Below are 12,860 nucleotides of genomic sequence, written 5' to 3' on the forward strand. Positions count from 1 at the left end.
CCCCTAACCCCTCCCGCAAGCTGGAGGGGGACTTGGCGGCTTAAAACTTCAAACCCTTCACCGTCTTCACACCGGGCAACTGGCACAGCTGCCACAGCAAAGGCTCGGGCATCGGCGAGTCGAGGCTGAGCAGCAGCACGGCTTCACCGCCCGCGGCGCGGCGGCCGAGATGGAAGGTGCCGATGTTGAGTCCCGCTTCGCCGAGCGCGGTGCCGATGCGGCCGATGAAGCCCGGGGCATCCTCGTTGACGATATAGAGCATATGGCCGTCGAGGTCGGCCTCGACCTTGATGCCGAACATTTCGACGAGGCGCGGGTCGCCGTTGCTGAACAAGGTGCCCGCGACCGAGCGGTCGCCGGCCTCGGTCGCGACGGTGACGCGGACGAGCGTGTGATAGTCGCCGTCGCGGTCGTGGCGGACCTCGCGCACATCGAGACCGCGTTCGCGGGCGAGGTGCGGGGCGTTGACCATGTTCACGCTGTCCGAATAACGGCGCATCAGGCCGGTGAGCACCGCGGCGGTGATCGGCTTGAGGTTCAGTTCGGCGGCGGCGCCCTCAACCTCGATCGAGATTGTGGTGAGATTGTCGTGCGCGAGCTGGCCGACCAGGCTGCCGAGCTTTTCGGCGAGGCTCATATAGGGGCGCAGCTTCGGCGCTTCCTCGGCCGAGAGGCTGGGGACGTTGAGCGCGTTGGTGATGCCGCCGGTGAGCAGATAATCGCTGATCTGCTCGGCAACCTGGATCGCGACATTGACCTGCGCTTCGTCGGTCGAGGCGCCAAGGTGCGGGGTGCAGATGAAGTTCGGCGTACCGAACAGCGGATGGTCGGCCGCGGGCGGCTCGGTCTGGAACACGTCGAGCGCGGCGCCCGCGACATGGCCCGATTCGAGCGCTTCCTTCAGCGCCGCTTCGTCGATCAGCCCGCCGCGCGCGCAGTTGATGATGCGCACGCCCTTCTTCGCCTTGGCGATATTCTCGGCCGACAGGATGTTGCGCGTCTGGTCGGTCAGCGGCGTGTGCAGCGTGATGAAATCTGCCTTGGCGAGCAGGGTATCGAGATCGGCCTTTTCGACGCCGAGCTCGATCGCGCGCTCGGGGGTCAGGAAGGGGTCGAAGGCGACGACCTTCATGCGCAGCCCCAGCGCGCGCTCGGCGACGATGCTGCCGATATTGCCGCACCCGATCAGGCCGAGCGTCTTCGAAGTGAGCTCGACGCCCATGAAGTCGTTCTTCGGCCATTTGCCCGCCTGCGTTCCCGTGTTGGCTTCGGGAATCTGGCGCGCGAGGGCGAACATCATCGCGATCGCATGTTCGGCGGTGGTGATGCTGTTGCCGAAGGGGGTGTTCATCACGATGACGCCCTTCTTCGACGCCTCCGGAATGTCGACATTGTCGACGCCGATCCCGGCGCGGCCGACCACCTTCAGGTTCGTCGCGGCGGCGAGGACGTCGGCGGTGACCTTGGTGGCCGAGCGGATCGCGAGGCCGTCATAATCGCCGATCATCGCGATCAGCTCGTCCTTGGTCTTGCCGGTGATGACGTCGACATCGATGCCGCGTTCCTTGAAGATCGCTTCGGCTTTGGGGTCCATTTTGTCGGAAATCAGAACTTTGGGAGTGGTCATTTTGATGATCCTTCAACTTCGTCATCCCCGCGAAAGCGGGGACCCAGTTCCAGCGTAGGTGGTGACAGCACTGGGTTCCCGCTTTCGCGGGAATGACGATGGAAATTATTTGCGAAGTTCGGCGTAGGCCCAGTCGAGCCACGGGCCGAGGGCTTCCACATCGGCGGTGTCAACGGTCGCGCCGCACCAGATGCGAAGGCCCGGAGGTGCATCGCGATAACCCGCGATGTCATAGGCCGCGCCTTCCTTTTCGAGCAGGCCAGCGAATTTCTTGATGAAATCCGCATCGGCACCGGTGACCGACAGGCAGACCGAGGTCTTCGACCGGCTGGCGGGATCGGCGGCGAGGTGGCTCAGCCACTCGCGTTCCTCGACGATCTTGTCGAGCGCGGCGGCGTTGGCGTCGCTGCGCGCTTTCAGTCCGTCGAGACCACCCAAGGACTTCGCCCATTCGAGCGCGAAGATCGCGTCCTCGACCGCGAGCATCGACGGGGTGTTGATCGTTTCGCCCTTGAACACGCCCTCGGCGAGCGCGCCCTTCGACATGAGGCGGAACACCTTCGGCAGCGGCCAGGCGGGGGTGTGGGTTTCGAGCCGTTCGACCGCGCGGGGACCGAGGATCAGCACGCCATGGCCGCCTTCGCCGCCGAGCACTTTCTGCCAGCTGAAGGTCGCGACGTCGATCTTGTCCCACGGCAGGTCGTAGGCGAACACGGCGCTGGTCGCGTCGGCGAAGCTCAGGCCCTGCCGATCATCAGCGATCCAGTCGCCGTTCGGGACGCGGACGCCCGAGGTCGTGCCGTTCCAGGTGAAGAGAACGTCGTTCGACCAGTCGACCTGCGTCAGATCGGGAAGCTCGCCGTAATCGGCGCGAATGATCGTCGGGTCGAGCTTGAGCTGCTTCGCAGCATCGGTGACCCAGCCTTCGCCGAAGCTCTCCCATGCGAGCGTCGTGACGGGTTTGGCGCCGAGCATCGTCCACATCGCCATTTCGAAGGCGCCGGTGTCGGAGCCTGGAACGATGCCGATGCGGTGCGTGTCGGGAAGCTGGAGCATCTCGCGCATCAGGTCGATGCAATATTGGAGACGCGTCTTGCCGATCTTCGCACGATGCGAGCGGCCGAGCGATTCGGTAGCTAGTTTTTCGGGGGACCAGACCGGCGGCTTGGCGCAGGGTCCGGAAGAAAAATAGGGGCGCGTCGGGCGCACCTGTGGCGTCGTCACTTCACTCATCATAGTCTCTCCTTGCAGAGAGCTCGCGCGGCGTTGGGACCGCGTGGCCCGGCGCCGCGTTTAGGGTCGGGGACGCAACTGTCAAACAAATTGCACGGACCGCGCGAAATTTTCGACGAGTGGAGAAAAAGGTATACAGCTTGTTAACCATTTCGTCGGTATTTTGACGGCCATGCCGATCCCGACGTTCCTGAAGCCCCGGATCCTGATCGCCGCTACCGCGGCACTCGCGCTTTCCGCCTGTTTCGGAACGCCCGAGGCGATGAAGAACAGCGGCGGGAAACGGACGTCGGCGAGCAAGCCGAGCCGACCGCAGCCCGTCGGCACACCCTCTTTCACCAGCGCCGAAGCGCAGCAATGCGCCTTCGACCTCAAGCAGGCCGGCGTGCGCTTCACGCCGCTCCCCAACCAGGATCACGGCGGGGGATGTACCTCGATCGATTCGGTGAAACTGCTCGACGTCGGCGTACCGGTGTCGGGGCTCGGCGCGATGACCTGTCCGCTCGCAAAGAATTTCGCCGCCTGGGCGCAATATGCGGTGAAGCCCGCGGCGCGGAAATTTTTCGGCACCGAGGTTGTGAAGATCGAGACCTTTGGCACCTATAGTTGCCGCAACATCTATGGCGGGCGTTCGGGCCGGCTGTCGCAGCACGCCTATTCGAACGCGATCGACGTGTCGGGTTTCATCCTCGCCGACGGACGCCGCATCATGCTCGACGGCGGCTGGGACGGCGACAAGCCGTCGCAAGACTTCCTCCGCGCGCTCCATAAATCGGGCTGCCGCCGTTTCGGCACCGTGCTCGGTCCCGATTACAATGCGGCGCACTATAATCATTTCCACTTCGATATGAGCGGCAACGGCTACTGCCGCTGAAGCCCGTCTGTCTTGGCAAAGTCACGCGGACCGGCTAGCCGTCCGCCAATGGCAGAAGATAAACAACCCCATCGTTCGCGTTTTCACAAAGCCAAGGACGACGCGCAGTTCGCCGAACAGGCGACCACCACCCCGCAGACGGCGCACCCCGCCTATAAACTGGCGTTTCAGGACACGGATTTCCTGCTGCGCGAAGATTTGCGCCCCGTCCGCTTTCAACTCGAACTGCTCAAGCCCGAATTGCTGCTCGACGAGGCCGGGATCGAATCGACGCTCGTCGTCTATGGTTCGGCGCGCATCCCCGAACCGTCGCAGGCCGACGGGCTCGAAGCTGCGGCGACCGATGACGCGCAGCGCAACATCGCGCGCCGGTTGAAGGCGAAAGCCAAATATTATGACGAGGCGCGCGCGCTCGCGCGGCTGGCCAGCCAATATCCGTGCGACGACAAGGGCTGCCGCCATTTCGTCGTCTGCTCGGGCGGCGGGCCGTCGATCATGGAAGCCGCGAACCGCGGCGCCGACGATGAGGGTCGCGATTCGATCGGGCTCAATATCGTGCTGCCGCACGAACAGGCGCCGAACCGCTTCGTGACGCCATCGCTCAGTTTTCAGTTCCACTATTTCGCGCTCAGGAAGATGCACTTCCTGCTTCGCGCGCGCGCGGTCTGCGTCTTTCCCGGCGGCTTTGGCACGTTCGACGAGATGTTCGAATTGTTGACGCTGATCCAGACGGGCAAGATCAAGCCGATCCCGATCGTGCTGTTCGGCAAGGAGTTCTGGCAGCGCGTCGTCAATTTCGACGCGCTGGTCGAAGAGGGCGTGGTCAGCGCGCGCGACCTCGACCTCTTCCAGTTCGTCGAGACGGCGGACGAGGCGTGGAAGATCATCACGGATTTCTACGCGAACATCGAGGAGCGTTGATCGGAAAATCCTCACTGTCGCGAAGCGATGGGGAGGGGGACCGCCCCGCGAAGCGGATGGTGGAGGGGCCGCAACGTCGCGCCAAAACCCCTCCGTCAGCGCTTCGCGCTGCCACCTCCCCATCGCTGCGCGACAGGGAGGAGATGGGTTATTTCTGTTCTTCCAGAAACAGGATCAGCGCCTTGCGATCTGCGGGGTCGATCACCCCGGCGAAGGCCATGCGCGTGCCCGGGACGTCCTTCATCGGCGCCTTCAGATAGGCGTCAAGCGCGGCTTCGTCCCAGACGCCGCCCTTCGCCTTCATCGCGCCCGAATAGGAAAAATCGGGCTTCGCCGCGACGGGGGCGCCGACGATGCCGTGCAGATTGGGGCCGATGCCGTTGGCCCCGCCCTTTTCGACTGTGTGGCACGCGACGCAGCGCCGGAAGACCTGTTCACCCATCGCTGCGGTCGGCGCGACGGCAGGGACCTCGACCGCCGCTTCGCCGCTCGCGGCTGCGTCGTCGGCAGGGGGTTCGCTCTTGCCGCAGCCGGCGAGCGCGAGTGCGCCCGCCAGCAGCACGGGCGCGAGCCGCATTATTTCTTGGCTTCGGACGGGGCGGGGGCTGCGGCGTCCGCAGCCGGAGCAGCGGCGCCTTCCTCGGCCGTGGGGGCCGCGGCAGCGGTCGCTTCGCCTTCCGCCGGAGCGGCGCCCGCTTCTTCCGCCGCGGGTGCGGCTTCGGCGGCGGGCAGCGGCAGGTTCGAACCCTGGCTGTTCAAATAGACGATCAGGTTCGCGCGATCTTCGGGGCTGCTGAGCCCCGCGAACGACATCTTGGTGCCCGGCGCATATTTGCGGGGGCTCTTGAGCCATTCGTCCATGCCGGCGAAGTCCCAGTTACCCGGCACGCCCTTCAGCGCCGCCGAATAGTCGAAGCCCGGAACATGGCCGTGCGGCTTGCCGAGCGCGCCCCACAGGTTGGGGCCGATGCCATTGGCGCCGCCCTGGTTGATCGTGTGGCACGCGGCGCACTTTGCGAAGACGGCCTCGCCCTTGGCCGGGTCGGCAGCGGCGAGCAGGTTAGGAAGCGGCACGGCCGATTCGCCGCCACCGGCGCCGGCTTCGGCGTCTTCGATCGGATAACCGGGCTTTTCGGGGGCGTGGTTGGCGAACAGCATCTGCGACCCGATCGTCAGGCCCAGTGCGCAAATGCCGGCGAACAGCACCCAGCCGGCAATAGTATTGTTGCGATCGTCCATGCTCTAGCAGCCCCGTTAGCTGGCGCCCGCTAGCCGGGCGCATCTTTGATTTTGAGGCTCCCTTAAAGGGGCGGCGACGGCGGCGCAAGGGGATGAAATCGCCCGACGAGCCGAAGGCCGAAGGTCCGGTTGCGCGCGGCGGGCGGGACGGCTATGCGCCGCGGCTCCACCCTGGGAAGGCAATCGATGGGCAGCTATTCGGCTTCGGCGCAGCATCTGGTCGACGAAATGCGGGCGGTGGCGCTCGCCGAGCCCGGACGCGGACTGGCTTTCCAGGGCGCGCCCGGCGCGAACAGCGACCTCGCCGCGCGCGAATATGACCCGAATTCGCTGCCGATGCCCTGCTATGCGTTCGAGGACGCGATCGACGCCGTGCGCGAAGGCCGCGTCGACCGCGCGATCATTCCGATCGAGAACAGCCTGCACGGCCGCGTCGCCGACATCCATTTCCTGCTCCCCGAATCGGGCCTGTCGATCGTCGGCGAGCATTTCCTGCCGATCCGTTATGGCCTGATGAGCCGCGACCTGGGGCCGGTGACGCGCGCGATGAGCCACGAACAGGCGCTCGGGCAATGCCGCCACTGGCTGCGCGCCAACAATATCGCGCCCGTCGCGCACAGCGACACCGCGGGGGCGGCGGCGTGGGTCGCCGACAGCGACGAGGTCGGCCTCGCGGCGCTGGCGCCGCCGCACGCGGCCGAACTTTATGGTCTGACGCTGCATGGAACGGGCATGGAGGATGCCGACCACAACACGACGCGCTTCGTCGTGCTCGCGCGCGAACCGCTCGCCGATTTCGCGGCGATTGCCGGGCCGCTGATGACGACCTTCATGTTCGAGGTGAAGAATATCCCCGCGGCGCTCTACAAGGCGCTCGGCGGCTTTGCGACCAACGGCGTCAACATGACCAAGCTCGAAAGCTATCAAACCGGCGACAGTTTCGCGGCGACCAAATTCTATGCCGACATCGTCGGCGCTCCCGGCGACGAGCGGATCGACCGCGCGCTCGAGGAGCTCGATTTCCAGACCAAGTCGCTACGCCTGCTCGGCACCTATGCGCAGGCGCGGACGCGTCCATGATGTGGGCGGCACCGGCCCGCTCTCCCTCCCGGCCTCCCCGACGATAGTAACCTGGGGAGGGCGGGAGGGAGAGCGGGCCGGTGCCGCTTCTTCGACGTCAGCTCAGTTGCCCCGGCGGCGGAGCATTCGCGCCGTTGCCGAGGTCTGGACGATGAACAGCGTGACGAGGATGCTCGAGACGACGATCGCGAACAGGTCGAAGGCGGAGAAATTGGTGCCTTTTATGTCGGCCCCGCCGATGATCGGCATCGAAATGGTCATCGCCATCAGCATCAGCCGCAGCTCGGTCGGCCCGCCCGCCATGTAGGACAGGCGGAATTCCCCGAGGATCTTCGCCGAAATGAAGGTGTGGATCGAGAGCAGGAAATAGCCGATTACCCCCATCAAGGCGACGTCGAGCCGCATATAGGGGCTCATGCCGATCGCGCTGATCATCAGCAGCGTTGCGATCGCGTCGACGCTGTGATCGACGAAATAGCCGTAATTGGGGCGTTCGATGCCGCGCCAGCGAGCAAGGCTGCCGTCGAGCGAATCGCCGAACCAGTTGACGATATAGCCGGCGAGCGACAGGCCGAGCCATTCGCTGTCGAACCAGCTGAGCAGATAGCCCGCCGCGACGAGCACCGCGCCGGCGAACCCAAGCGTGGTCAGCTGGTCGGGCGTGACCCAAGCGGGCAGGCGCGCGCACAGCCAATTGAGAAGGCGGCGCTCACTGCGCGCGAGGATATTCTGCTGGATGCGGACCGGCGCCTTGGCGACGGGTTCGAACTTGCTCATGGGGACCCTTTGTTCCGGCCGTCACAAAAGTGCCGGTCGTATGTCATCGATCCGTCATAGAGACAAAGTTGTGCGGGCGAAAGGGTGGCGCGGTCGGTGCGACGTGCCTTCGCGCCGGTCAGTCGCGCCAGGGGCCGATTTCGCCGACCTCGCCGATCGTGCGGTAACGGACCGCATCATCGACCCACGCCACCTCCCACATCGGCGCGGGTCGCGCCCATTCGCCGATCACGAACAGCGGCAGCCGGTTTGCCTTCACGAAGGCGAGGTCGTCGGTGGTCGGGCCGGGAACGACCGTTTCGGACCGCTGATGCAAGCGGACGACGGCAAGCGTGCCGGCGGGCGGCGCGGGGGGCGACTGGCGCACCGGAAACCCCATGCCCCCCGCCACGACCGGATAGCCCTTGTCGTCGCGGCGGATCAGCAGCACCTTGTCGGCGTTCGCATAGGGCCCCTCGACCGGCCGCCCGGCGACCTTGCGTCCCGCGATTGCGGCGAATTCGCGCAGGTCGGTGTCGGCGATGGGTGACGGCGCTGAGACGGCGGTCTCCGGCGGCACGGCCGCGGGCTCGGCAGCGAGCGCCGCGACGAACAGCAGCGCGGCGATCAATGCGCTTCGCCCCAGCTCTTGCCCGTGCCGACCTCGACCTCCAGCGGGACCGACAGCTTGATCGCCGGTTCGGCGGCGCCCGACATCACCGCACGGATGACCTCGCTCGCCGCCGCGGCCTTGTCTTCGGGCGCTTCGAACACGAGTTCGTCGTGAACCTGGAGGAGCATCTTGACGTCGGAAAGCCCGGCGTCCGCCAATGCTTTCGGCATCCGCGCCATCGCGCGCTTGATCAGGTCGGCGCTCGTGCCCTGGATCGGCGCGTTGATCGCGGCGCGTTCGCTGCCCGCGCGCTCGTTCTGGTTCGCCGCCTTGATGCGCGGGAACCAGGTTTTGCGCCCGAATAAAGTCTCGGTATAGCCCTTGGCGCGCGCATTCTCGAGCGTGTCGGTGATATAGTCCGAAATGCCTGGGAAACGCTCGAAATAGCGCGCGATCAGCGCCTGCGCCTCGTCGGGCGTCACTTCGAGCCGGCCCGCAAGGCCCCAGCGCGAAATGCCGTAGAGGATCGAGAAATTGACCGTCTTCGCCTTGCCGCGCGTGTCGCGATTCACCTCTCCGAACAATTCGATCGCGGTCGCGGCGTGGATGTCCTGCCCCTGCGCAAAGGCGGTCTTGAGCTCGGGCACGTCGGCCATATGCGCGGCGAGACGCAGTTCGATCTGGCTATAGTCGGCGGCGATCAGCACATGACCCGGCGCCGCGATGAAGGCGTCGCGGATCTGGCGGCCGGTTTCGGTGCGGATCGGGATGTTCTGGAGGTTGGGGTCGGTCGACGACAGGCGCCCGGTCTGCGCGCCGACGAGGCTGTAGCTGGTGTGGACGCGGCCGGTCGTCGCGTTGATCTGCTGCTGCAGCGCGTCGGTGTAGGTCGACTTGAGCTTCGCAAGCTGGCGCCACTCCAATATCTTGCGCGCGATCGGCACGCCGTCGCGTTCGAGCCGTTCGAGCTCGCTCTGGTCGGTCGACCAGTCGCCCGACTTGCCCTTGCGTCCGCCTTTCAGGCCCATCTTGTCGAACAATATTTCGCCGAGCTGCTTGGGGCTGCCGATCGCAAAGGGCTGTCCGGCGAGTCCGTGAATCTCGCCCTCCATGCGCAGCATGTCGTTCGCGAACTCGCCCGACAGGCGCGCGAGATAGTCGCGGTCGACCATGATGCCGGCGCGTTCCATGCCCTCGACGACGGCGGCCAATGGCCGATCGACCATTTCATAGACGCGCGTGCCGCCCTCGACCGGCAGGCGGAGCTTGAGCAGCTTCCACAGCCGCCACGCGACCTCGGCATCCTCAGCCGCATATTGCGTTGCGCGGTCGAGCGGCACTTCGGCGAAGCTGATCTGCGACTTACCGGTCCCGCACACGTCCTTGAACGACAGGCAGACGTGATCGAGATGCAGCTTCGACAATTCGTCGAGCCCGTGCTGATGCTTGCCCGCGTCGAGCGCGAAGCTCATCACCAGCGTGTCGTCATAGGGCGCGACGGTGATGCCGTGCTGGGCGAGCACGCCGATGTCATATTTCAGGTTATGGCCGACCTTCAGCACCGCTTCATCGGAAAAAAGCGCATGCAGCCGGCCGATCGCATCGGCGAGCGGTACCTGCTCGGGGCGTTCGGCGAACATGTCGGTTCCGCCATGGCCGAGCGGGATGTAGCAGGCGCGCCCGGGACCGGTCGACAGGCTGACCCCGACGAGATCGCCCGTCACGCTGTCGAGCGTCGCGGTTTCGGTATCGATCGCAACGACATGCGCGGCGCGCGCTGCCTCGATCCAGCGGTCTAGCGCCTCGATCGTCGTTACCGTTTCGTACAGCGCGCGGTCGATCGGCGGCATGGCGGGAAGGGTAGGGGTCGAGGGGGCCGCGGCGGGCGCCGCCGTCGCGGCGCTCGCGCGCGGCAGGGTCGGCGGACCGCCCGGCGTGCCACCGAGGTCGAGCTTGGCCGAAAGCGAGCGGAAGCCATGCTCGTCGAGGAAGCTTTTGAGCGGCAGCGGCGGGATCGCGCCGAGCTTCAGTGCGTCGAGCGGGTCGGGCAGCGGGCAATCGCGCTTCAGGTCGACGAGGATGCGCGACAATTCGGCCATGGCGCGATGCTCGATCAGATTGTCGCGCAGCTTCGACGCCTTCATGCCCACGGCACCGTCGAGCGCGGCGGTCAAATTGCCATATTCCTGAATCAGCTTGGTCGCGGTCTTCGGGCCGACGCCGCGCACGCCGGGGACATTGTCGACGCTGTCGCCCATCAGCGCGAGCACGTCGCCGACAAGATCGGGAGTGACGCCGAACTTCTCGTTCACCGCTTCCATGCCCATGCGGACGTTCTTCATCGTGTCGAGCATGTCGACATGCGGGCCGCCCTCGGGCTCGCGGATCAGCTGCATCAGATCCTTGTCGCTGCTGACGATGGTGACGTCCCACCCTTCGCGCACCGCCGCCTCGGCATAGGAGGCGATCAGGTCGTCGGCCTCGAAGCCCTCCATCTCGATGCACGGCAGCGAAAAGGCGCGCGTCGCGTCGCGGATCAGCGGGAATTGCGGGCGCAGATCCTCGGGCGGCTCGGGACGGTTCGCCTTATACTGGTCGTAAATCTCGTTGCGGAACGACTGGCTGCTATGGTCGAGGATGACCGCGAGGTGCGTCGGCCCGTCGGCGTCGTGCAGATCCTTCGCGAGCTTCCACAGCATCGTCGTATAGCCATAGACCGCGCCGACGGGCACGCCCTTGGGGTTCGTAAGCGGCGGCAGGCGGTGATAGGCGCGGAAGATGTAGCTGGAGCCATCGACCAGATAGAGATGATTCTTCTCGGACATGGCGCGGGGTGTAGCAGCGGCGGCGCGGACGGCCTAGCGCGATGTTCCCGCTTTCTTCTTCTCAATCGCGCGGGCGCGGCGGCAGGTCGAAATGCAGGACCTCTTCGCGGGTGCCGAGCTTGGTGTAGAGCGCGATCGCGGGCGGATCGACATAATCGGCCTGGACGAAGACCGCCCACGCGCCGGTCTCGGCGGCGATATGCTGGAGTTCGGCGATCAGCGCGGTGGCTATGCCGCGGCGGCGGTGCGCTTCGTCGACCGCGAGATCGTAAAGATAGATTTCGCTGCGCGCCGCCTCGAGCTTGGGAAGATCATAGGCTGTAAGGCCACCGACGATGATGCCGTCGTGCTCGGCCACCAGCACGATGACGCCATCGCGGCCGAGCTGGCGTGCGAGCCAGGCGTCGTCGGGCCGGTCGGCGCGGTAGGTCACGGGATCCTCGAAGGCGGCGGCATAGACGGTGTTGAGCGCGCGCACCGCGGCGATGTCGCCCGCTCCCAGCCGGCGGACGATCATTGGGCGATGGCCTCCGCGACGGCCGGTGCAGGCGCGACCGAATCCCACCAGTCGCCGAGCGCGTCGATCAGCGGGACGAGCCGCTCGCCGTCCACCGTCAGATCATATTCGACGCGCCGCGGATAGCCTTCGAATTCGGTGCGCCGGACGATCCCCGCATCCTCGAGCTTGCGAAGCTCGAGGGTCAGCATCTTGTGCGAAATCGTGGGATTGTCGCGGCGCAAGTCGCTGAACCGTTTCGTCCCGTCGCTGAGATAGTAGATCAGCAGCGTCGGCCAGCGGCCGCTCAATAACTGCATCACTTCCTCGATCGGACAACGCGAAACCAGATCCTTCATCATCGTCCCCATGGTTACAAAAAGGTGCGTAATTTACGCGGGCTCCCGGCGCACTATATCTCGAACCGCTGCGCAGCTCCCCCTTCAAGAAGACGATGGAGCAATATATTGGAACCGATCCTTATCTATGGCTTCCCGCTGGGAAGTTCCATGGGGCTTGTCGCGGCCCTCGAATGGCTGGGCAAACCTTATCGCCTGTGCCGCGTCGACATGCTCGGCGAAATGCGCGAGCCCGCCTATGCCCGCATCAACGCGCGGCACGAAACGCCCGCGCTGATCACCGATCAGGGCCGGGTGCTGACCGAAACGATGGCGATCGCGCATTGGCTCGCCGCGCGCGACGACGAACGGCGGATCAGCCCCGACCCGCTGTCGCCCGAGGGCGACCGGATGCGGCAGACCATGGCGTTCATCAACACCGGCTTCACCGGCGCCTTCACCCCGCTGTGGGTCGCGCTCGAAATGGACCCCCCGCGCCCGGCGCTGCAGGCATCATTGCGCGAATTTGGCAAGGAGGCCGTGATCGAACGCCACGACAAGCTCGAAGCAATGGTCGGCGAGGGCCCTTATCTGGTCGGTGACCGGCCGACGCTCGCCGACGCGCTGTTCGTCGGGATCGCGCGCTGGCTCGAGTTCCACGAGGTGGCAGAGCCCGTGCGTTGGCCGAAGCTGGCGGCGCTGCGCGCGCGATTGGAGGCCGATCCGGCGGTCCTCTATGCGACCGCGCTCGAAACCGGCGAAAGCGCGGTCGGCAGCGGCGTCTGTCTCGGCCATGTGCCGCTCGCCGAGGTCATCGAGCGTTACGGTGCCTGATCGGGCGGGTGTGCGGCGCATCGC

The 12,860-nt window shown here is 65.8% G+C and carries 13 protein-coding genes; 4 read left to right on the top strand and 9 right to left on the bottom strand.

Features of this window, described 5'->3' with window-relative positions; genetic code table 11:
• Positions 1 to 40: 40 nt before the first annotated feature.
• On the bottom strand, positions 41 to 1,627 hold the full coding sequence (gene serA / locus FG95_RS12900) for a phosphoglycerate dehydrogenase (protein WP_037556409.1): 1,587 nt from the start codon (positions 1,625 to 1,627) through the stop codon (positions 41 to 43).
• Between the two features lie 105 nt (positions 1,628 to 1,732).
• Positions 1,733 to 2,860, bottom strand: a complete 1,128-nt coding sequence (locus FG95_RS12905) for a phosphoserine transaminase (RefSeq protein ID WP_037556601.1) — start codon at positions 2,858 to 2,860, stop codon at positions 1,733 to 1,735.
• A 172-nt stretch (positions 2,861 to 3,032) separates the two neighbouring features.
• On the opposite strand from FG95_RS12905, the gene FG95_RS12910 reads away from it, so the two are divergent.
• Together FG95_RS12910 and FG95_RS12915 are read left to right on the top strand one after the other, a co-directional pair.
• A complete protein-coding gene (locus tag FG95_RS12910; RefSeq protein WP_052182349.1) occupies positions 3,033 to 3,734 on the top strand; it encodes an extensin family protein in 702 nt (233 codons plus the stop codon).
• Positions 3,735 to 3,782: 48 nt separating this feature from the next.
• Positions 3,783 to 4,655, top strand: a complete 873-nt coding sequence (locus tag FG95_RS12915; protein ID WP_037556410.1) for an LOG family protein — start codon at positions 3,783 to 3,785, stop codon at positions 4,653 to 4,655.
• A gap of 148 nt (positions 4,656 to 4,803) precedes the next feature.
• On the opposite strand, the gene FG95_RS12920 is transcribed toward FG95_RS12915, so the two are convergent.
• Both FG95_RS12920 and FG95_RS12925 read right to left on the bottom strand, forming a co-directional pair.
• Complete coding sequence (locus FG95_RS12920) at positions 4,804 to 5,232, bottom strand: c-type cytochrome (protein ID WP_037556411.1); 429 nt, start codon at positions 5,230 to 5,232, stop codon at positions 4,804 to 4,806.
• The gene (locus tag FG95_RS12925) at positions 5,232 to 5,894 is read right to left on the bottom strand and encodes a c-type cytochrome (RefSeq protein WP_037556413.1); all 663 of its coding nucleotides are present in this window, start codon (positions 5,892 to 5,894) and stop codon (positions 5,232 to 5,234) included. Before FG95_RS12925 ends, FG95_RS12920 begins: the two co-directional genes overlap by 1 nt.
• Before the next feature lie 186 nt (positions 5,895 to 6,080).
• Here FG95_RS12925 and FG95_RS12930 point away from each other — a divergent pair, with 186 nt between their 5' ends.
• On the top strand, positions 6,081 to 6,974 hold the full coding sequence (locus FG95_RS12930) for a prephenate dehydratase (RefSeq protein WP_037556415.1): 894 nt from the start codon (positions 6,081 to 6,083) through the stop codon (positions 6,972 to 6,974).
• 102 nt (positions 6,975 to 7,076) lie between these two features.
• On the opposite strand, the gene FG95_RS12935 is transcribed toward FG95_RS12930, so the two are convergent.
• The 5 genes from FG95_RS12935 to FG95_RS12955 all read right to left on the bottom strand — a co-directional run bounded on the left by FG95_RS12935 (position 7,077) and on the right by FG95_RS12955 (position 12,026).
• Complete coding sequence (locus tag FG95_RS12935; RefSeq protein WP_037556416.1) at positions 7,077 to 7,751, bottom strand: CDP-alcohol phosphatidyltransferase family protein; 675 nt, start codon at positions 7,749 to 7,751, stop codon at positions 7,077 to 7,079.
• A gap of 118 nt (positions 7,752 to 7,869) precedes the next feature.
• Positions 7,870 to 8,361 (bottom strand): hypothetical protein, encoded by a 492-nt coding sequence (locus FG95_RS12940; RefSeq protein WP_037556417.1) that lies wholly within the window; start codon positions 8,359 to 8,361, stop codon positions 7,870 to 7,872.
• Complete coding sequence (gene polA / locus FG95_RS12945; RefSeq protein ID WP_037556418.1) at positions 8,358 to 11,168, bottom strand: DNA polymerase I; 2,811 nt, start codon at positions 11,166 to 11,168, stop codon at positions 8,358 to 8,360. Before polA ends, FG95_RS12940 begins: the two co-directional genes overlap by 4 nt.
• A 61-nt stretch (positions 11,169 to 11,229) precedes the next feature.
• A complete protein-coding gene (locus FG95_RS12950) occupies positions 11,230 to 11,685 on the bottom strand; it encodes an AAC(3)-I family aminoglycoside N-acetyltransferase (protein WP_037556419.1) in 456 nt (151 codons plus the stop codon).
• Complete coding sequence (locus tag FG95_RS12955; RefSeq protein WP_235211555.1) at positions 11,682 to 12,026, bottom strand: winged helix-turn-helix transcriptional regulator; 345 nt, start codon at positions 12,024 to 12,026, stop codon at positions 11,682 to 11,684. The genes FG95_RS12950 and FG95_RS12955 overlap by 4 nt, the downstream gene beginning before the upstream one ends.
• A gap of 105 nt (positions 12,027 to 12,131) precedes the next feature.
• Between FG95_RS12955 and FG95_RS12960 the strand changes: the two genes are divergently transcribed.
• Positions 12,132 to 12,836 carry a glutathione S-transferase family protein gene (locus tag FG95_RS12960; protein WP_037556420.1) on the top strand — a complete coding sequence of 235 codons (705 nt, stop codon included), beginning with the start codon at positions 12,132 to 12,134 and terminating at the stop codon, positions 12,834 to 12,836.
• The last annotated feature ends 24 nt before the right edge of the window (positions 12,837 to 12,860 follow it).

Origin of the sequence: Sphingopyxis sp. LC363, assembly GCF_000756385.1 — a bacterium.
In the GTDB taxonomy this organism is placed as follows: Bacteria; Pseudomonadota; Alphaproteobacteria; order Sphingomonadales; family Sphingomonadaceae; genus Sphingopyxis.

Bases quoted from the DNA above. Each gene is read 5' to 3' on its own strand.
- serA (WP_037556409.1), bottom strand. From the start codon at position 1,627: ATGACCACTCCCAAAGTTCTGATTTCCGACAAAATGGACCCCAAAGCC.
- FG95_RS12905 (WP_037556601.1), bottom strand. From the start codon at position 2,860: ATGAGTGAAGTGACGACGCCACAGGTGCGCCCGACGCGCCCCTATTTT.
- FG95_RS12930 (WP_037556415.1), top strand. From the start codon at position 6,081: ATGGGCAGCTATTCGGCTTCGGCGCAGCATCTGGTCGACGAAATGCGG.
- FG95_RS12925 (WP_037556413.1), bottom strand. From the start codon at position 5,894: ATGGACGATCGCAACAATACTATTGCCGGCTGGGTGCTGTTCGCCGGC.
- FG95_RS12950 (WP_037556419.1), bottom strand. From the start codon at position 11,685: ATGATCGTCCGCCGGCTGGGAGCGGGCGACATCGCCGCGGTGCGCGCG.
- FG95_RS12915 (WP_037556410.1), top strand. From the start codon at position 3,783: ATGGCAGAAGATAAACAACCCCATCGTTCGCGTTTTCACAAAGCCAAG.
- polA (WP_037556418.1), bottom strand. From the start codon at position 11,168: ATGTCCGAGAAGAATCATCTCTATCTGGTCGATGGCTCCAGCTACATC.
- FG95_RS12920 (WP_037556411.1), bottom strand. From the start codon at position 5,232: ATGCGGCTCGCGCCCGTGCTGCTGGCGGGCGCACTCGCGCTCGCCGGC.
- FG95_RS12955 (WP_235211555.1), bottom strand. From the start codon at position 12,026: ATGATGAAGGATCTGGTTTCGCGTTGTCCGATCGAGGAAGTGATGCAG.
- FG95_RS12935 (WP_037556416.1), bottom strand. From the start codon at position 7,751: ATGAGCAAGTTCGAACCCGTCGCCAAGGCGCCGGTCCGCATCCAGCAG.
- FG95_RS12910 (WP_052182349.1), top strand. From the start codon at position 3,033: ATGCCGATCCCGACGTTCCTGAAGCCCCGGATCCTGATCGCCGCTACC.